This window comes from Paenibacillus planticolens (genome assembly GCF_013141725.1).
Lineage (GTDB): Bacteria > Bacillota > Bacilli > Paenibacillales > NBRC-103111 > Paenibacillus_E > Paenibacillus_E planticolens.
In genome coordinates this window covers 137,099-156,102 of record NZ_WHNZ01000078.1, presented here as the reverse complement: position 1 = coordinate 156,102, position 19,004 = coordinate 137,099, and the positions used below count along the sequence as shown (strand labels likewise).

Genomic DNA, 19,004 nt, shown 5'->3' with positions numbered 1-19,004 from the left:
TAGGCTTCTCTACTTTGCCTTCATGCGCTTCTCCCGATATTCCGACGGAATTTCGCCCGTAAACTTCTGGAATACTTTTGTAAAATAGCGCCTTTCGATATATCCAACCGACTTTCCGATGTCGGTAATGCTCTTATCGCTGTGCAGCAGCATCGACTTTGCCAACTCCATCCGGTGCTTGGTGACGTATTCGACGAATGTCTCCCCGAATTGCTGCTTAAACAATAAACTGAAATAACTCGAAGAGATGCCAAGGAAGCTCGCAATATCTTCAACCCCGAAATCATTGGCATAGTGCGTTCGAATATACTCCTTCGCTGCTGTCATCAGCAGCTCGCTGTTCTTCTTCTTGTTGGTACCTTGCAGTCCGATAGTTGCGAGCTGCACCATGACCTGATGCAGGTGCGGAATGCTTTCGCTCTTATCGAGGAGGCTCCATACTTGTTCCTCCTCCTGCACATTGAGGGAATTCATTTCGCGCAATTCACGAAGCACATGGAGGATCAGGAAATGCAGCATTTGATAGGCTCTGGCAAAAGAGCTGTTCGGCAAGCCCTCCAGCAGCAGTTTTAGTCGGTTTAATGCATCTTCCGTTTTGTTGCGATTCAACTGTTTGAGGCCGGTCACAATCTCCTCCACTAAATACCATAAAGAGTTGTTCGGATCTGACGGCTCTTTGGATTCCTTATAAGGCAGCACGGATTCTTGCTTATCGAGATGCAACTGCATGAACCGCTGCAGCTTCCGGTACGTTTCGGAGAGTGTGCGAAGTCCGACGGCATCAGGAAAGAAACCAACGCTAATGCTCAATTTCACGGATTCCCGGACATCTTTTTGCAATTTAAGGGCTGTTTCGTATAATCGTGACTGCGCCCCGGCATCACCGACCTTGCGGGCCTGTTCCTGTTCCACGTCGCCGGCATCGTCCCATTGAATCAGCAGACACCATTCGCCTTCACGCATCTGCAAAACGGAAAATTCCGCCTGGAAATCGGCTAATGAATCTTGCAAAACATTACGGACCGCGAAATTCCACAGCTTTCGTTCTTGCTCCGACCAAGGAAGCGATTTTTGCGAATAATCGTCCACATCGATCATGATGAAACCATACTTCAACGTTTCCAGGTCCATATTATCGATCGGAAGCAGCGAATAAGCGGAAATTTCGGAGTAATTCATAAGAACATCCTGCAAAATTTTCTCGTAGGCTAAATTTTTCATTTTGCCCCACTTGTGCTGCTCTTCCTGCTTCATAACCTTGGAGTCCCTGATTTCGCTTGCCAGCTTACGAATACAATTGCCTAGCTCCTCATAGTTAATCGGCTTTAATATATAATCGCTTACCCCTACCCGCATGAGCGAACGCGCATACTCGAAATCTTGATAGCCCGTCACCATCAGCACTTTGCATGACTCATTGATTTCACGGAGCTTTTGAACAAACGTAATCCCATCCATCAAGGGCATCCGAATGTCGCTCATCACCAAATCCGGCATATGCAGGCTGCATAGCTCCAGCGCTTCGACCCCATTTTTAGCTGTGCCTGCGATATCGATCTCCAGCTCTTCCCACGGTATAACCGCTTGCAGATTTCGTAAAATGTTAGGCTCATCATCGGCCAAAATTGCCTTTAGTCTCATAAGCCTGCCCCCTTTATTTTGGGAATCACGATCTTAATCGTCGTTCCGTGTCCTTCCATACTGCATATAAACATGCCGTAATGCGGACCGTACTGAATGCGTACGCGGTCAGCTACATTGCTGACGCCAAGTCCTCTTCGTTCTTCATTGACATTGGCGCCCAATATCTCGTGAAAAGGTGTTTCCAGCTCTGTTTTATAATGAAACTTAGCTAATTTCTCGGCGGAGATGCCTATCCCGTTATCCAAAATGTACAATCCAATTCGTTCCCCTTCATCGGTCACTTTGATCGAAATAACGCCCATATAGTCGATAGGCTCAAAGCCGTGCTGCAAAGCGTTTTCTACCAACGGTTGAAGGGTGAGCTTTAAGATGCTGAAATCCAGAATCTCTGCATCCGCCTCAATTTCGTACCGGAATTTATCTTCAAAGCGGAACTCCTGAATTTCCAGATAGCTTTTGAGATGCTCCAGCTCTTGTTTCAGCGAAATCTCTTCCCTGCTCTCCATGCCGATCCTTAGCAAATTGCCCAGCCGGTATACCATTTGACTGACTTTCTTGCCTTGGTTTTGAATCGCGAGCACATTGATGGACTCCAGCGTATTAAACAAGAAATGCGGCTTGATCTGCGCCTGCAGCAGCATAAGTTCAGCCTTATTTTTACGGTCCTGCTGGCGTTTGACCTCTTCCAGAAGATCCTCGACCCGCACGACAAGACTATTAAAACCTCTGGCTAGCGCCGTTGTTTCATCCTTGCCGCTTTCCTCCATGCGCGTCGTCAAGTCGCCGCGTTCGACTTTTTTCATCGCATTGAGCATGCGCAAAATTAGTTGAACGATGCGGCGAACGAACACTAAATTATAGACCAGCGCAAAAAACAAACAAACGAACGTAATCCCGGCGACCAGCTTCATAATCGTCTCGATTTCCCCCGCCACGTATTTCCATGAGGTGATCGACACGACACTCCAATCCTGTACGCCCATTTGATTAATATTTAGATGATAGAGCGAAACTAAACTTTTTTCATTTTGAAAATTGGCTTGAAAGCTTTGATTGCCTTGCCGCAAATCCAGCTTGCCCTGCAGCAATTGAAGCACATTGGCGCCTTCCAAATGCTGCTTATTGTCATAGAAAATAAGTCCGCTCTTATTTACGAGCAAGTAACGCTTCGAGCTTTCTTCATTCGTGTTAAAGGATTTGAAAATTTGATCCAGCTCATTAAACCTAAATTTGAGCAGCATGTAGCCGAGATTGTCCATCGTCCAGAAATCCTTGACCATCCTCGCTTGATAGAACTCCCCGCGCCCAGCGCCCAGCTCCTTATATTCAGAAGGGCCGATCCACATCGGGCTCCCGTTCAGTTCTTTTATATGCTCAAAAGCCATACTGCTCGACAGCGTTTTCCATGGCAGCGCATTTCCGCTCGTTCTTCCCGCGCTGAAGGATTTGCCGGCATTGTTATAGATCATGACCGATTGGATCGGCGAATAAGTCAAAATGGAGCCGCGCAGCAGCGTATCAAACGTATTCAAATCATACGACGAAGGCGCTTCTTCATTCGGCCTGACCTCGTCAATCGTTCGATAAATGTCTTGAATGCTGTCCTTGACCATCCAAAAGTCAGAGAAATAATTCGCTTCCTTGAACATGTAATAAATGTTGCGGGAAATCGCTTGCAAAGTAACTTCCGTCAAATCACCGTACTTCTTCTCAATCAGCTGTTGCGATACCGTATACACAGCAGTGCCGAGCACGAACAAAGGGATAATAATAAAAAATAAAAACCCGATAAACACCTTTTTGTTCAAATTCATCGACGTATGGCAAGCCCCTTCTAAACCGAATCAGGCACCATCCTCATGCTGGCGCCTTTTCACCGCTTCTATTTCATTATAAATGACGTGTCTTTGGGTCACCTAGGGATAGGTTTGAATGCTGCGGGGATAAGATCCTCTAGTCAGTCATGGAATTGAATGACCGGTTCCACCGTGACTTCCACGTTGCCTTTGAGAGCTTTGCTGATCATGCATGTCTGTTCTGCGCGATGGGCGGCTTTGCTTATTTTATCCAGCTGCTCCGGGGGAGTAGAAGCGGCTGCTAAAATTTGTGGGCGGTGTATGATGCGGTTCACCTTCATCGCCGGAAAGTTCTCTACATATATCTCCGATTTCAGCTCCAGAGATGCAATGCCTTGACGCTTCAGCAGCATGCCGAGCGTGATGAGATAGCAAGTTGCTGCCGCGCCTAGCAGCATCTCCTCCGGGTTCGTACCGATGCCGGGACCGTCCAATTGGCTTGGCACGGAAATCGCCGCAGCCAGGCTGCCGGTCCGAATGCGGCCTGTGCCGTCCAAACCGCCGGTCCACTCTGCTTGTAGATCAAATCGATGCTCGCTCATCGGTTTCACTCCTTTTTGTATCCAGCTGCGGATTGTAGATCTTGCTTCGGTGCAGGGTTAGACTGCTTTTCATCTCCGCTGCTGCTTATATGCAGGCCAATTACGCCTAAAATGATAAGGACAATGGAAATTACCTTCAACGTGGACACAGACTCATTGAACCACCAAATGCCGATGATTGTTATCAGCGCTGTACCTACTCCCGACCAAATAGCATAGGCCAAGGAGACATCAAGCTGCTTCAAAGCCAGCGTTAACAGCGTGAAGCACAGAATATAACAAATGCCCATCACCACCGCGGGACCGATCTTCGTAAATCCGGCAGACATCTTCATTGCCGTCGTACCTACCGTTTCGAACAATATTGCCAGCAGCAGAAACGTCCAATTCATATTCCAAACCATTTCATCCATCCTTTGCACCTGATCTTGTTGCTCTCATTGTAAAGGAATATTATGGGTTTCACCAGTTTATGGGGCGGGAAATCGTCCAGAAATAACTGTACAGAAAACAAAAATAACCGTATGAAAAGCAAAAAAGGCTGCACGCGGCAGCCAAGGTTTTGGGTATGTGACAATCCGTATTTAACATTCAAGCAAACTTGCTCCGAAGCCTCTCGGCCATGCTTAGGCATACTTCCCACAGATCGGACACGGGTTCGTTCGAAAATGGGATCGTAGGCATATAACCCGGAGGTCCGAATTCCGGCGTTATTGTTGTAAAGGCGAATCCTCTGTTCATTCGGGCTTTCCAAATATGTTCCCACCACATCTCATGCGTCTCCAGTTCCCGCTTATACTCAGGAGCGCCCGGATGAGGAACTTGCGGACCTTGTGCATAGCCTACCCGCGCATGGATATGAATCGTTCGCTCGAAGGCGATCTGCAAATTCTCCTGTTGATCCTCAAGGAGCGATTCACAGACGCAGCACCAGTGGCTGAAATCAGCCGTTATTTTCAAATCAGGAATAGCTTGGAGCAGTCTGGCCGTTGTCCATGGGGTAAACATAGCCCGGTGCCGGTGAGTTTCATGGCCTACTGGAATGCCATACTGCTTCTCTTCTTCGATGGCATGTGCGAAAAATTGCAGCTGACGCTCCTCGCTCATACAATCCCGGGCACTGTGGGAAATAACCAATATCGGGTCTAGTGAGGCCGCCGCATGGAGATTAGCCGTGAATGAGTCCTCGTGATTCTCGGAGGTAGAAATAAGCGCAATATACGCTAGATTGTACTCTTGCAGCAGCTGTGCAAACTCCTTCCGATGCTCCTCCCGTGGAACGGACGCTTCTACACCTGAAAATCCGGCATCCGCTATTTTGGCGATTGCTTCCCGGTAGGAGTACTCTTCCATCCCCCACAATGACTTAAATAACTTCATCTGCATGACCATTTCTCCTTCTCTCATTCCATAAGACTTGCATACAAAGTTTATCGAAAATAGATCCAGTGAACCATGGATACCCGTATTTATTCATGTATAATCGTACGGACAATAAAAAATCGCCCCCGCCCTGTGATCAGGACGAGAACGATTTATTTCCAGCAGTAGATGAAGGCCAGTTGTACATGCGCGGCGCTTCTCTTGCTATATATTGATCTCTATGAAAAAGCATATTTCATGTGTTGGAATCAAAACAATGAAAGCCCTACCTCTCTTCCATCCTTGCGGCTCCAATGACCGCGCCAGTACGAATTGCTTAACAAACACCTGCTGCCGAAACACGATGACACTGCCTCGGGTTTACCATAAAATGAGCTGATTTTACTGCATCATTGGGAGAAATAACAAACAAGGAGAGGGGGTTACTTTCTACTCGCTAATCGTCCGTATGGGGGTAAATGAGGTTTGGTCTAAAGTGTTTATATGGTTCATTTCAATCAATCTATCTAATATACATGAAGATTGTGAAGTTGTCAAGGATTCACCTACTTTAACGGACCCATAGCCTGCCCTTGGGCACGCGCACATCAAAAAACCGCGAGCCTCAGCCCGCGGTCCACTCTACACAGTAAATTTCTGCAGCGAAATTTGCAGCTCCTCTGCAAGTCCTGCCAATGACTTGGCAGAGTTCTCGATTTCCTCGGTCGTTGACATTTGCTGCTGGCTTGCAGCGGATGTCTCCTGACTGACGGAAATGCCTGTTTCCGAAACGGAGCTGACAATGCTCATCACCTGTTCGATGCGTTCATTAGCATCCACAAGCTGATGAATGTTCTGGTTCACACTCTCTACCTTCGCGTTGACTTTGTCAACGGATGTTTCGATGTGGATGAACGATTCTTGCGCTTCGCCGGATATCGTTAATCCGGCTTGCACTTTGCCCGCTCCATCTTGCATGGAGCTTACCGCGTGGTTGATCTGTCTCTGAATCGTGGAGACCAGATTCGTAATGTTACGCGCTGACGAAGCGGACTGCTCCGCGAGCTTGCGCACCTCTCCGGCGACGACCGCGAATCCGCGGCCCGCTTCTCCGGCTCGCGCAGCTTCAATCGCTGCATTCAAGGACAGCAGATTGGTTTGCGTGGAAATATCATTGATAACATTGACAATCTCGCCAATTTTATGAGCATTTTTCCCTAAAGCTTCAATGACACTATTCACTTCCAGCACTGCATCGGAAATCTCGTTCATCTGACCTGCGATCGATACGACGGAACGTTTGCCGTTCTGCGCAGCAGCCGTGGCTTGTCCGACGAGATGAGCCACTTCATGGGCGGATTCATCAATCAGCTTCGTGCTTGTAAGCATTTGCTGCACAGCCTCGTTCGCTTGATTCACGCCTGCAAACTGCTTCTCAAAATCTTCGGAAAGCTGCTGACTGGATGTCGCAACCTGTTTGGCCGCAAGGGAGCTTTGCTCCGAGCTGGCCAAAAGCTCTTCGGAGCTTGCCGAAAGTGTCAGCGCATTATCCGCGATTTGAGCCACCAAACTGCGCAAGCTTTCCGTCATGCTATTGAAAGAGCCGGTTAATTTGCCGACCTCATCGTGATAAGGATAGTCCCCTTTCACGGAAAGATCACCGTCAGCCGCTTTCTCCATGTGCTCCTGCAATTTCCGAATCGGAGTCGTAATAATCATGTTCAATGCCAACGCATTGGCCGTCATAATGATTATGGCAACGATGATCGTCGTGACGATCACCCAGTGCGAGGTCGCAGAGTCCCTGCTGCTTGTAAGCTGAAAACTCTCTGCCGCGGACTCTTTTAATTTCACCAATTTATTGAGTGCTTCTATGGTTTTGGCACTATGCGGCGATACCTCATTGTTGTACACTTGATAGGCAACTTGATTATTTTTCGTAGCGTGTTCAATCGTCGTCGTGACGATCTCGCGGTACTTCTTATTCAACTCTTCATAGCTTTGGAATGCAGCCTTTTCCTCATCCGTTAACCGGACGCCTCCCAGCTTCGCGACAAGTTCCTGATTGGTGGCGCTATTCTCATCCAGCTTAGCCTTGAGCTTGCCCTTGTACTTCACATCAACGGAAAGCATCATCTCCAGCATATTAGATTGGGTCTCGTTGAGATTCGATTTAAGTTGATTAATCCATTTGACAGATAGCAGACTTTCCTCGTACATTCTAGTCGTATTGCCAGACATCTTATCCATGAAGTAGTAACCCGTAATACCTACAATCAGAAGAAATAAAATGGCAATGGAGTTCATAAAGAGTAGTTTGTAGCGAAGTTTAAGGTTTCGAAGGACGGACAGATTAGCTTTCAAATTTCTAGTGTTCTTTAAAATGTTGCTATTCAAAATCGTGTTGAATTTCAATGTCCCGTGCTCCTCCCGAATGGCAGATCCTCTAAACAAACGTTAGATTACCTCACATGGAAATAATTAATTTACCTATGGTTTATTTTACAAACAAGTGAACGTTCTGTAAAGACATAATTCGCCAAAAACCGCATGTAACATCGAACTTTTTTCCTAGTAAACAACTGCCTTTTTAGGTCTGGATCGGGGATATTTTACTATGCAATCGATAGGTTTTATTATAAATCCGCTTTCTGGTGATGGAAGAGGAGCTAACATCTGGAAGGAAATTGAGGCGTATCTAAAGCAAAATCAGATCCCCCATGTGTTCAAAGCAACGACAAAAGCCGGCGAAGCCGCAGAGCTCGCCATTGCAATCATACAAGAACACCGGGTTGACAAACTGATCGTCATCGGCGGGGATGGGACGATACATGAAGCAGCTCAGGGGCTGGCACACATGCAAAAAGCAGGAATACACAGCAGACTTGCTGTCATTCCTGCAGGGACTGGCAACGATTTTGCGAAAGCCTACGGCATTCCCAAAGACCCGCTCCAAGCGCTGAATATCGCTTTAAAAGGGACGAACAGCGTACAAATCGACATCCTGCGCACAACGAACGGTGGGATCGCCGTTAACAGTATCGGCGCCGGCTTCGATGGCATGGTAGCCAAACTCACGAACGAGTCCACTTACAAAAAGTTTCTGAATCGCCTGGGACTCGGCAAACTGTCCTACTTTCTGACGATTCTCCGTGTGTTCGCAACATACAAGCCCTGCACCGCTTGGTTAGAGGTGGATGGGAAGGTTCATGAGCTGCCGCATATGTGGCTGGCTGCCGTCGCCAACATTCCTTTCTACGGAGGCGCCATCCAAATATGCCCTTCCGCCTCGCCTTACGACGGCATCCTCGATATTGTCGTGATTCAAAGCAAAGGGCGCTTCCGGCTGCTTCCTATCCTTTTCACCGTCTATCAAGGCAAACATACCCGGCATCCCGCCGTTACTTTTTATAAAGGCACATCGGTTTCTCTGCGCACGGAAATACCTCTGCTTATTCATGCGGATGGCGAATTTGCGGGAGCAACCCCACTGCACATTGAGCTAGCGCCCGCGGCAATAACCGTAATTTGTTAAACGGACAATTTCAAACGTTGACGTTGTACCATCAGATACACGACGAATACGGCTAAAATACATGCAATTCCAGTGATTGACAGGTCGGGAGATAATCCGTCTTTGGATATTTGCGTATAGATGCCAACACCGGCAAGCATCATGGCATTTTCCAGAAAATTTTGGACGGCAATTGTTTTCCCAGCGCCTACGATTCCTTGACCCCGGTCTTGCAGAACGGTATTCATAGGTACGATAAACACGCCGCCGCTGAATCCTACCAGGAGGAGCAGTCCTATCGTTGCGTACAAATTGGTAATGAGCGGGAACAACAAAATGCTGAAGATCATGAGAATTCCAAATATAAAAGAATTATAATAACGTTTCGCGGGAACAAGTTTTGGCGTCATCAGCGCCCCAATCATGATCCCTACGCCGGTTACAGCGACTAGCATAGAAATTTGATCGACGGAATGTATGCCAAGATGAGCCGGGACCCAAGCAATGATCGCCAAACGAACGACAGAGGAAGTCATCCAGAATGAGCCTGTGCCAACGAGAGAGAAACGGGTTTCGCGGTCTTTTAACAAAAACTTCAAATCGGACATGAACGCTCTCGCTGCCCGGCTATAGCGGATAGACGGATTTCCTTCCAGCTTTGGCATTTGCATCGTCATTTGCAAAGAAATCAAGTACAGTGCGAGACAGGCGATCATGGAGCCGGAAAGCGATATTTTAGCCAAAATCCCGCCACAGACAGAACCAAGCAGAATCGCCATTATCGTGTAGCCTTCCATACGCGCGTTTGCTTTCAACAGCTCATGGTCGGAATGTGTAAGCGCTGGCAGAATGCCATATTTGGCAGGCGAGTAGACCGCGGCCCCTATGCCGACAATACCATAGCTGACAGCGGGGTCGACGTGAAGGAACATCGCGAGAATGCCGATGCTTTTGATCGCATTTCCGACGAGAAGTACGCGGGATTTGGAATTTTTATCAGCAAAAGCGCCTACGAATGGCGCGAGCAGGACGAACGCGACGAGAAAAGAAGCCTGCACAACACCGATGTAATAGTCGGGCAAAGCGTTTTGTTTAATAATCGCCAACGTAATGAAGAGTATCATGTTGTCAGCAAAAGCGGAAAGAAATTGCGTCAAGTACAGTGTCTGAAGCGGTTTCATTTTCATAACGTTTCTCTCCTTTATGATGCATGATTTTCGAGCGCACCGCGTTTGATTGTCGCATAATCAATTTTTCCGCTGCCCAGAAGCGGCAATTTCTCCACATAACGCAGCTCTGCAGGTATATAAATGGCTGGGTTGCCTTTCTGTTTCATGGCTTCTCTAAGAGACTGAAGCTGCTCCATTGGGCTGTTGTGATAGACCACAATCCGTTCTCCCTTTCGCGCATCCGGAACAGAAATGGCTGCACACATTGTTTGTGGCGCCAAGCAGGCTGACACCAGCTCTTCGACCATCGGCAGCGACACCTTTTCCCCGCCGATCTTGGCAAAGGACTGCATCCGGCCCTGAATTAACACGTATCCTTCTTCATCGATCTGAACAATATCCCCGCAGCTGTACCATTCCGGAACAGGGACAAAGCCCTGCCCATGAATCAAATAACCTTTCATGACATTAGGGCCTTTCACAAGCAAATTGCCGCCAAGCTCGATGCCATCCACCTTTTCGATACGAACCTGGATACCAGGCAGCACCCGGCCAACCGTTCCCTTCTTCACATGCATGGGGGTATTAAGCGAAATCACAGGCGCCGTCTCGGTCGTTCCGTACCCCTCCAGAATCCGGATGCCGAATTTATCCGCCCAGATTTGACGAACTTCCTCTTTCAGCTTCTCGGCGCCAGCCACGACATATTTCAACGAACAGGCAAAATCATAAGCATGAGCGGTTCTCGCATAGGCCGACAGGAACGTCGATGTCCCGAACAAAATCGTAATGTTCCGGTCATACACGATCTCCGGAATCACTTTATAGTGCAGCGGGTTCGGATACATCACCATCTTCATGCCGGAAAGAACCGGAAGCATCGTCCCTGCCGTTAATCCAAAGGAATGAAACATCGGCATCGCCCCAAGCAGAATATCGGAGGCATTGAAAGCAACCACAGCCTTGGCCTGCTGAATATTGGCAAAAATATTACGATGGGTCAGCACGACCCCTTTCGGTTTGCTCTCACTGCCTGACGTGAACAGCACGACCTCATTCTTCTCTTCGCCGACCGGCCCCTTCGCCTTCGTCACATAGTCAACGATTCCTGACCATTTATGTTTATATGAAATGCTCATTTTAACCTCTTCAAGATAAATAACGGTGTAAGCTCCGCTGGCACTTTGGATAAAATCGGCAAGCCCCGCCTTCTCGATAAAAGCTCGAGACGTCACGATCACCTTCGCAGAAGCTGTTTCGCATGCGTCCAGCATGGCCTGCTTCCCTGAAGTATAGTTCAAGATCGCCGGCGTAACGCCTAATCGGAATAATGAAAACAAAGTGACGACATGTGCCGCCGCATTCGGCAGCAGGACTGCTGCGCGCTCTTGATTACCGAGCTGCTCCTTCAAGCGCCCCGCCATCGTATAAGTGGTCAACAGCAGCTTGCGGTAACTTAGAGCCGTATCCGATAATACGTCTTCGCAAATGATTCTCGAGACGCCATGCTGCTTGGCAGCGATGAGTAGTTCATTAAATAAATTAAGCTCCGGCTTCATTCGGCTGTCCACGATATGACTTTGCATGCGGCTGCCGATCAGATCCGTTGCCCGCTCCTTTTGAACTCTTCGAGTGAGACGATCATCCACCGGCACTTGAAAAGCTTCCCCTATCGTAATGGTGACCGCCGGAAACCAAATCTGCTTCATTTTGCCGCGAAGATAGGAGAACTTGGAATGCTCCAGCCCACTAATGGCGATCGGCACCATATGTGCCTGAGATCTTGAAGCAATATAACCGATGCCGCCGTAGACCTTCATCATGCTGCCCGTGGTAGTGATGCGTCCCTCCGGGAAAATGACGAGCGGCGTACCGCTCTGCACCGTTTTGAGCATTTTCCGTACCGAGTAAGGATTCAAAGGATCTACCGGAATATGCATCCGAAAATGGAGCGGCCAAGCAAAACGTTTGGCCATTTGGGTATTCACTACAAAAGCCACTTCCTTAGGCAGAATCAACGCCAGCACAACGGCATCCAGCAGAGACACATGGTTAGGAATGAGCACCGTTTTCTCTTTGAAATTTAACCGTTCTATCCCCTTTGCTTTTACACGAAAGACTCCCAATAAAGCAGGGCGCAGCAGTGGCAGCAGCAGCTTTAACAGCGTTATAAACAACCATTTGATCATGATGATTCCTCCTAAGCGTTCGCATGGCAAGGCTGGACAACCTTGCAGATTACGGCAGCATCCATGCTGTTATTGGGCTTCTCTTAATACCTGGTCATAATCCCATTGTATGCATTTGCCGTGATTCTGATAGTACTAACTTTGTCTAGTACTACTGCCCGAGGCTAGTTCCTCAGCCCGTGGGTGGAAGGTGAAGAATGCGAGGCCTCATCACGCTTCGGACACAGCAGCCGTTATCTTCACCAAAAGCGTCGTGCCTCACTGCTAACGGACACCCGAGACTCTATTTGCCGATTTTGCGGCGTAATTCGTCCCCATGTGAACAAGTAAAAGCGCAGGTGTCCGTTACATGTTCGAAGAGGTTCTTTTCCATCGAATAAGGGCCTCTCTGTCCGTCAGCGAGGACAAAAAATGCGCTAGCGCCCATTACATCTGCTCGCCCGACTGAGCAATCAGCCTTCCGCCCACAATAGGGAATCCTCATTCCCTTATTTAAGCAAATTGCCGAATTTCATGGGCCCAAGGGGAACTACAGGGCCTTATTCAACCTCCATCGCCCAAATATCAGTCAAAATGGCGAAATAGCGGACCCTAGTTCCCTCTCCCCCGCCCAATCGGCTGCTTTCCACAGAATAGCGGCCTGTAGTTCCCCCTATTAAAAAAAAGACCGCAGCACCCGAATCCGAATGCAGCGGCCTTTTTTTCAACTTTTTCACTTCGAAACTTCACTCGTTAAAGCTAATGTATTCCCCTCGGAATCTCGGAAGAACGCCATCCAAATATCCACACTGCCCATACTCGCAACCACATGAGGTTCGCTAATAAAGGCAACACCGCGTTCGATGAAAGCTTCATAAACGTACTTGATGTTCTCCACTTTATAATAAATTACCGAACCCGGGTGGTTAAATTCGGGCTTTTCCGGAAGGCTGATCATCAACTGAATGCCGCTGCAATCAAAGAAAGCCATTTGGGAAGCTTGAAACAAAAACTTCATTCCCAGCGTATCGCGATAAAAAGCAACAGCCCTTTCCATATCCGCAGCATTCACAGAAATTTGCCCAATTTGCGTCAAACCGATTTCGCTCATATGTCGCCACGTTTCCCCTTCCAAACAAGATACCCATATTCTACCATGCAAAGGGGTTAAGCGCCCAATACCTTCTTCAGCCTGGCCGGGAAGTCCGTGATAATCCCCGTAACACCGGCGTCGATCAGCCTCTGATAATCCTGTACATCGTTCGCCGTGTAAGGGTATGTAGCAAGTCCGGCAGCCGATGCCGCAGCAGCATCTTCCTTTTCAAACAGGTGATGATGAGGATGCAAGGAATGCACCTCGATGCCGATTTGCTGCGCATAGGCGGCATGGTTGAACAAGTCGGCGGCATACAGCAGACCCACCTTCGCTTCGGGCTCAGCCAGCTTGATCCGGTGAATCACCTTGTGATTGAAAGAAGAAATCACCACATCCTCCATTCTGCCGCTCTCACGCAAAAAGGCGAGCAGCGCCTTCTCCATGCGCCCTTCATACGCATGCTTCACTTCCACGTTGATGAGGAGTCCCCGTGGCACAAGGTCGAACACCTCCCGCAGCAGCGGCACCCGTTCCCCAATGAACGACTCGGAAAACCATGAGCCTGCATCGAGCCCCTGAATTTCCTTCCAGCTTTTTTCACAAATGAGACCTGTACCGTTCGTCGTCCGATCAAGCGAAAGATCATGACAAACGACAATTTCCCCGTCTTTCGTGAGATGCACGTCCAGTTCGACGCCATCAGCCCCTTGATCGACAGCTAAAGCAAAAGATCCTAACGTATTTTCCGGCGCTTCTCCGGCAGCTCCCCGGTGCCCTATCACAAGCGTTTTCTGTGTGTTCATTGTACACGCTCCTATCGTCATGAATGGCTCATGCCCAAATTATAGTAGATGGGTTCCTCTTTTGCCCAGTAAAAGTTCGTAAACTTTACGTAAATACGGCCCAAAAATTAACAAATCATTTATCCCTATTTAACATTGGTCAAATAACGCACAGCTAAGCTAATAGACGTAGAACTAGTCTAATAACCTTGTGGAGGACACTAAATGAGTACGCTCGATCAAGACTTGCCATTTACAACCGCTTCGAAAAAAATAACAACTCGCGCCGGGCTCCCTCCCCGTTCCCTCTTTCTCTCCAAATGGGCGGAAACGATACTTGGTTATGTTTTCTTATTCCCGTCACTTCTGCTGTTTGGCATCTTTCTGTTTTATCCTCTTCTGCAAACCGTGTATCTGAGCATGCACGATACCGATCCCAGAGGCAGGGTAGCTTCCTTCGTCGGCTTCGACAACTTCACAGCGATTTTCACATCAGAGCGATTTTATAAAAGCTTGGAAGTCACCGGTCTTTTCACCCTTCTGACGGTACCGACCAGCATTGTCCTTGCGCTTCTTCTCGCCGCTCTCACGCATAATCAGTTAAAAGGCATGCGCTTTTTCCAATTTGTTTTCTCCCTGCCTGTCGTTCTGTCCGTTAGTACTGCTTCCGTCATCTGGATGATGCTTTTTCATCCTAGTGTCGGCATGCTCAACTACCTCCTGCACACGATCGGCCTAGAGCCTGTAGCTTGGCTTACAGATCCTAGCTGGGCGCTGCTCTCCGTCTCCATGATGACCGTCTGGATGAATCTCGGCTTCAATTACATCGTCCTGTTCAGCGGCTTGCAAGGCATTCCCGATGAAATCTACGATAGCGCCAAAATCGACGGGTCCGGCCCGATCCGGACGTTTGTGCAAATTGTTTTACCGCTGCTTTCACCGACGGTGTTCTTCGTTACGATTGTTTCGATCATCGGTGCTTTCCAATCCTTCGGGCAGATCCATATTCTGACCAAAGGCGGTCCTGTCAACTCGACCGACGTTCTCGTTTATAACTTGTATCAAGACGCATTCATCAACTTCCGGTTTGGGACTGGAAGCGCGCAAGCTCTTGTGCTGTTCACGATCATCCTGATTTTCACCCTGGTGCAATTCAAAGTGTTCGAAAGGAACGTGCATTATCAATGAACCGTCCATTGCAAAATACATTCGTTTATGTCCTGTTGGCCATAGCCGCCGCACTTGTGCTGTATCCCATCTTTTACACGTTTTCAGCTACGTTCATGACGCCGGATGAAGCTTCGGCTTATCCGCCGCACTTCTTGCCGGGCAGCTTCTATATAGGCAGCATTCTAACCGTCTTTCACCTCGTTCCCATCGGCAGATTTATTACCAACAGCTTGGTCGTCTCCCTGCTCATCATGATTGGGCAACTGATGACATCCTCCATGGCCGCCTATGCTTTTGCCAATATTCGTTTCAAAGGGAAAACTTTCATTTTCTCGCTGTTTATGGCGACGATGATGATTCCTTGGGAAGTCACGATCATACCGAATTATTTGACGGTCAAAAAATGGGACTGGCTCGACAGCCTGCAGGGTCTAACGGTGCCTTTCCTGGCAACGGCATTCGGCACCTTCCTGCTCCGCCAATTTTTCCTGCAGCTGCCAAAAGAGCTCTTCGAAGCGGCGCGCATCGACGGCTGTGGACATGTCCGCCTCTTTGTCCGAATCGTGCTGCCTCTGGGAAGGCCCGCTCTTGCAACACTCGCGGTTTATGCCTTCTTGAACGCTTGGAATATGTATCTGTGGCCGCTCCTCATTACGAACAGCGAGAGCATGCGAACCGCACAAATCGGCATCGCCATGCTGCAGTTTGAAGAATTAACCGTGTGGAACCTCGTTCTGGCAGGCGTGACGATTGTCCTCTTGCCATCCCTGCTGCTGCTCGTACTCGGTTTAAAGCAGCTTGTTCGCGGACTTACCGCCGGAGCTGTGAAAGGTTGATCTTGTTGGCTCTTCTGCAAAAGCCTAGAGCTTAAAGCAGATTTCCATAAATAAAATGAACTAAAGGGAGAGAAACAAATCCATGAAATCCGTAAACGTAAGAGTTTCCGTTCTTGCAATGACAGCTCTCACGATGATGTTGACAAGCGCATGCGGCAAAGCAGAAGTAACGACATCCGGCAGTGCGGCGCCCGCTAGTTCAACTGCAGCGTCAGCAGCACCGACAAAAGCCGCAGAGCCGGTCAAAGTAATCTGGTGGCACTCCATGAGCGGAGAGCTAGGCAAGGCCGTAGACAAACTGGTGGCAGATTTCAATGCTTCCCAGAAAAATGTGCAGGTTGAGGCCGTTTTTCAAGGTACATACGATGAAAGCTTAAACAAAATGAAAGCCTCCATGGATACCAAAAGCGGTCCGTCTCTCATTCAAGTCTACGAGATCGGCTCCCGTTTCATGATCGATTCCAAAGCGATTACACCGGTTCAGAAATTCGTGGACGCCGACAAATTCGATCTTTCTCAGCTCGAAGAAAATATTTTGAATTATTACAAAGTTGACGATAAATTAAATTCTATGCCTTTTAACACTTCAAACCCAATCCTTTACTACAACAAAGATATGTTCAAAGCCGCTGGACTAGATCCAGAAAAGCCGCCAACAACATACGAAGAAGTTGCAAAAGCCGCGCAAGCGTTAAGCAAAGACGGTAAAGCTGGCGGATCCTTCGCCATTTACGGTTGGTTCATGGAGCAGTTTTTCGCCGGACAAGGCGCAGAATTCTTAAACAACGGAAACGGGCGCACCTCCGCGGCAACAGAAACGTTATTAAATAATGAAGCAGGCGTCAAAACATTGACCTGGTGGAAGGGAATGGTCGATAACAAGTCCCTTATGAATCTTGGTCGCAAAACCGATGATACGAAAAAAGCTTTCCTTGCTGGTCAAGTTGCGATGACACTCGATTCTACAGCTTCTTTACGTGGAATTGTTTCAGGTGCAGAAGGCAAATTCCAAGTCGGAACAAGCACGATGCCTAAACCAGCGGATGCCAAAGACGGCGGCGTTGTTGTCGGAGGCGCAAGTCTCTACATCTTGAACAACAAGTCCGAAGCCGAGCAAAAAGGCGCATGGGAATTCATCAAATTTCTGACGAACCCGCAAACGCAAGCATGGTGGCACGTCAATACAGGGTACTTCCCGATTACGAAAAAAGCTTATGATGAGCAGTTGGTGAAGGATAACTTAGCGAAATACCCGCAATTCCAAACAGCCATCGACCAGCTTCACAACACCAAAGCCAACAAAGCCACGCAAGGCGCGGTCATGGGTGTATTCCCTGAAGCCCGTCAGCTGGTTGAAACCGCCATTGAAGAAGCGCTCACAGGGAAAAAAGCACCGAAAGATGCGCTGGACGCCGCTTCGAAAAGCATTACGGAGAAGCTCGCCGCGTATAACAAAACCGTGAAATAAACCATTGACCTTTTCAAACAATCGGCATATACTTTTATTCAACTTCTATATTCGATCGTGCCTATGATGAGAATCCAACTCGGAGGCGTTTTCGCCAAGCATGCCTGCAGACTTTTTGTGGTTATGCTAAGTTAACCGGCACCGCCCGTTACCGCGGAACCAAGTGGAGAAGCATTCTCGCGAATGTTTCTTAAATTGGGTGGCACCGCGAGCAAACGCTCCTCGTCCCAATCGGATGAGGGCGTTTTTTTGTTGGTTAAAAATTCGGTTACGGGAGGCAGCTTAACATGAACAAAAGAAATCGCAGGTACAATTTCAATCCGGGTCCGGCCGCACTGCCATTAGAAGTACTGGAAGAGGCACAGGGGCAATTGGTGGACTATGAGGGCAAAGGGATTTCCCTGCTCGAAATGTCGCACCGCAGCCGCACGGTCGAGGAGCTGAATCATGAAACACAGATTCTTCTGCTGACTTTGCTCGGCTTGCCACAAGGATATGAAGCGATCTTTATGGGCGGAGGGGCAAGCACACAGTTCGCTCTCCTTCCGATGAACTTTTTAAAGCCTCATCAGACGGCCAATTATGTATTGACTGGCAGCTTTGCGGAAAAAGCTTATAAGGAAGCGTCTTATTTGGGGAGCACCCACGTCGCGGCAAGCTCGAAAGACCACAAATGGCGCTGCATCCCGGCTATAACGGAGGAATCTCTCAGCGGAGACCCGGCTTACCTTCATATCACAATGAATAACACGATTGAAGGCTCGCGCTATACGTCGATACCCGAAGTAACTTCCACACCGCTCGTTGCCGATATGACAAGCGAAATCCTAAGCAGGAAGCTGGATCTGAATCCATTTTCGATGATCTATGCCGGCGCTCAGAAAAACCTGGGTCCCGCAGGTGTCACGGTAGCCATTATTCGCGAAAGCTGGCTGGAACTAGCTTCCGACCGTATCCCGGAAATCATGCGCTATGCGGCATTTGCCACCAATAAATCATTGCTGAATACGCCCCCCGTCCATGCGATCTACATGATGAACTTAGTGTTAAAATGGGTAGAAAAACAAGCCGGCGTGGAACAATTAGAGAAATATAATCTTGTAAAATCAGGCTTGATCTATGATGTCATTGATGGGAGCGGTGGTTTCTATCAAGGGATTATTGATGCCAAAGACCGCTCACCGATGAATATCACTTGGCGCATGGCGAATGAGGATCTTGAACGTCAATTTATTGCGGAGTCCGAAGTTCACGGCTTTGAGGGCTTGGCCGGGCACCGCAGCGTTGGGGGTTTGCGCGCTTCCGCCTACAATGCCGTCCCTCATGAAGCCTGCCAGGCTCTGGCTGAATTCATGTTGGATTTTGCACGCAGACACGGATAAAACAAGAAGAGAAGA

Annotated in this window: 16 protein-coding genes; 5 read left to right on the top strand and 11 right to left on the bottom strand. The window is 48.5% G+C overall.

Annotation, left to right across the window (positions count from 1 at the left end):
* Nucleotides 1-9: 9 nt before the first annotated feature.
* The 6 genes from GC097_RS30195 to GC097_RS30170 form a co-directional block, all read right to left on the bottom strand.
* Nucleotides 10-1,641, bottom strand: coding sequence for a response regulator transcription factor (locus GC097_RS30195; RefSeq protein ID WP_171686961.1), 1,632 nt, complete (start codon nt 1,639-1,641; stop codon nt 10-12).
* A complete protein-coding gene (locus tag GC097_RS30190) occupies nt 1,638-3,458 on the bottom strand; it encodes a cache domain-containing sensor histidine kinase (RefSeq protein WP_171686960.1) in 1,821 nt (606 codons plus the stop codon). Before GC097_RS30190 ends, GC097_RS30195 begins: the two co-directional genes overlap by 4 nt.
* A gap of 143 nt (nt 3,459-3,601) precedes the next feature.
* Nucleotides 3,602-4,042 (bottom strand): OsmC family protein, encoded by a 441-nt coding sequence (locus GC097_RS30185; protein WP_171686959.1) that lies wholly within the window; start codon nt 4,040-4,042, stop codon nt 3,602-3,604.
* A gap of 5 nt (nt 4,043-4,047) precedes the next feature.
* Nucleotides 4,048-4,446, bottom strand: coding sequence for a DMT family transporter (locus tag GC097_RS30180; protein ID WP_281364404.1), 399 nt, complete (start codon nt 4,444-4,446; stop codon nt 4,048-4,050).
* 187 nt (nt 4,447-4,633) lie between these two features.
* On the bottom strand, nt 4,634-5,428 hold the full coding sequence (locus tag GC097_RS30175) for a sugar phosphate isomerase/epimerase family protein (RefSeq protein WP_171686958.1): 795 nt from the start codon (nt 5,426-5,428) through the stop codon (nt 4,634-4,636).
* Between the two features lie 618 nt (nt 5,429-6,046).
* Complete coding sequence (locus GC097_RS30170) at nt 6,047-7,819, bottom strand: methyl-accepting chemotaxis protein (RefSeq protein ID WP_171686957.1); 1,773 nt, start codon at nt 7,817-7,819, stop codon at nt 6,047-6,049.
* Nucleotides 7,820-8,021: 202 nt separating this feature from the next.
* On the opposite strand from GC097_RS30170, the gene GC097_RS30165 reads away from it, so the two are divergent.
* Complete coding sequence (locus tag GC097_RS30165) at nt 8,022-8,939, top strand: diacylglycerol/lipid kinase family protein (protein WP_171686956.1); 918 nt, start codon at nt 8,022-8,024, stop codon at nt 8,937-8,939.
* Here the strand turns inward: GC097_RS30165 and lplT are convergent.
* The 5 genes from lplT to GC097_RS30140 form a co-directional block, all read right to left on the bottom strand.
* Nucleotides 8,936-10,105 carry a lysophospholipid transporter LplT gene (gene lplT, locus GC097_RS30160; protein WP_171686955.1) on the bottom strand — a complete coding sequence of 390 codons (1,170 nt, stop codon included), beginning with the start codon at nt 10,103-10,105 and terminating at the stop codon, nt 8,936-8,938. The genes GC097_RS30165 and lplT overlap by 4 nt on opposite strands.
* A 14-nt stretch (nt 10,106-10,119) precedes the next feature.
* The gene (locus GC097_RS30155) at nt 10,120-12,276 is read right to left on the bottom strand and encodes an AMP-binding protein (RefSeq protein WP_171686954.1); all 2,157 of its coding nucleotides are present in this window, start codon (nt 12,274-12,276) and stop codon (nt 10,120-10,122) included.
* Nucleotides 12,277-12,815: 539 nt separating this feature from the next.
* A complete protein-coding gene (locus GC097_RS30150) occupies nt 12,816-12,992 on the bottom strand; it encodes a hypothetical protein (protein ID WP_171686953.1) in 177 nt (58 codons plus the stop codon).
* Nucleotides 12,989-13,366, bottom strand: coding sequence for a VOC family protein (locus tag GC097_RS30145; protein WP_171686952.1), 378 nt, complete (start codon nt 13,364-13,366; stop codon nt 12,989-12,991). The genes GC097_RS30150 and GC097_RS30145 overlap by 4 nt, the downstream gene beginning before the upstream one ends.
* Nucleotides 13,367-13,422: 56 nt before the next feature.
* Nucleotides 13,423-14,154 (bottom strand): glycerophosphodiester phosphodiesterase, encoded by a 732-nt coding sequence (locus GC097_RS30140; RefSeq protein WP_171686951.1) that lies wholly within the window; start codon nt 14,152-14,154, stop codon nt 13,423-13,425.
* 204 nt (nt 14,155-14,358) lie between these two features.
* On the opposite strand from GC097_RS30140, the gene GC097_RS30135 reads away from it, so the two are divergent.
* The 4 genes from GC097_RS30135 (at nt 14,359) to serC (ending at nt 18,989) form a co-directional block, all read left to right on the top strand.
* Nucleotides 14,359-15,321 (top strand): carbohydrate ABC transporter permease, encoded by a 963-nt coding sequence (locus GC097_RS30135; protein ID WP_171686950.1) that lies wholly within the window; start codon nt 14,359-14,361, stop codon nt 15,319-15,321.
* Nucleotides 15,318-16,139: a carbohydrate ABC transporter permease gene (locus tag GC097_RS30130; protein WP_171686949.1), complete on the top strand. Its 822-nt coding sequence runs from the start codon at nt 15,318-15,320 to the stop codon at nt 16,137-16,139. Before GC097_RS30135 ends, GC097_RS30130 begins: the two co-directional genes overlap by 4 nt.
* A gap of 82 nt (nt 16,140-16,221) precedes the next feature.
* Nucleotides 16,222-17,607: an ABC transporter substrate-binding protein gene (locus tag GC097_RS30125; protein ID WP_171686948.1), complete on the top strand. Its 1,386-nt coding sequence runs from the start codon at nt 16,222-16,224 to the stop codon at nt 17,605-17,607.
* A gap of 287 nt (nt 17,608-17,894) precedes the next feature.
* Nucleotides 17,895-18,989: a 3-phosphoserine/phosphohydroxythreonine transaminase gene (serC, locus tag GC097_RS30120; protein ID WP_171686947.1), complete on the top strand. Its 1,095-nt coding sequence runs from the start codon at nt 17,895-17,897 to the stop codon at nt 18,987-18,989.
* The last annotated feature ends 15 nt before the right edge of the window (nt 18,990-19,004 follow it).

What these genes read in the sequence shown, in the direction of transcription:
- GC097_RS30195 (WP_171686961.1), bottom strand. Translation starts at nt 1,641, where the DNA reads ATGAGACTAAAGGCAATTTTGGCCGATGATGAGCCTAACATTTTACGA.
- GC097_RS30190 (WP_171686960.1), bottom strand. Translation starts at nt 3,458, where the DNA reads ATGAATTTGAACAAAAAGGTGTTTATCGGGTTTTTATTTTTTATTATT.
- GC097_RS30185 (WP_171686959.1), bottom strand. Translation starts at nt 4,042, where the DNA reads ATGAGCGAGCATCGATTTGATCTACAAGCAGAGTGGACCGGCGGTTTG.
- GC097_RS30180 (WP_281364404.1), bottom strand. Translation starts at nt 4,446, where the DNA reads ATGGTTTGGAATATGAATTGGACGTTTCTGCTGCTGGCAATATTGTTC.
- GC097_RS30175 (WP_171686958.1), bottom strand. Translation starts at nt 5,428, where the DNA reads ATGCAGATGAAGTTATTTAAGTCATTGTGGGGGATGGAAGAGTACTCC.
- GC097_RS30165 (WP_171686956.1), top strand. Translation starts at nt 8,022, where the DNA reads ATGCAATCGATAGGTTTTATTATAAATCCGCTTTCTGGTGATGGAAGA.
- lplT (WP_171686955.1), bottom strand. Translation starts at nt 10,105, where the DNA reads ATGAAAATGAAACCGCTTCAGACACTGTACTTGACGCAATTTCTTTCC.
- GC097_RS30155 (WP_171686954.1), bottom strand. Translation starts at nt 12,276, where the DNA reads ATGATCAAATGGTTGTTTATAACGCTGTTAAAGCTGCTGCTGCCACTG.
- GC097_RS30145 (WP_171686952.1), bottom strand. Translation starts at nt 13,366, where the DNA reads ATGAGCGAAATCGGTTTGACGCAAATTGGGCAAATTTCTGTGAATGCT.
- GC097_RS30140 (WP_171686951.1), bottom strand. Translation starts at nt 14,154, where the DNA reads ATGAACACACAGAAAACGCTTGTGATAGGGCACCGGGGAGCTGCCGGA.
- GC097_RS30135 (WP_171686950.1), top strand. Translation starts at nt 14,359, where the DNA reads ATGAGTACGCTCGATCAAGACTTGCCATTTACAACCGCTTCGAAAAAA.
- GC097_RS30130 (WP_171686949.1), top strand. Translation starts at nt 15,318, where the DNA reads ATGAACCGTCCATTGCAAAATACATTCGTTTATGTCCTGTTGGCCATA.
- GC097_RS30125 (WP_171686948.1), top strand. Translation starts at nt 16,222, where the DNA reads ATGAAATCCGTAAACGTAAGAGTTTCCGTTCTTGCAATGACAGCTCTC.
- serC (WP_171686947.1), top strand. Translation starts at nt 17,895, where the DNA reads ATGAACAAAAGAAATCGCAGGTACAATTTCAATCCGGGTCCGGCCGCA.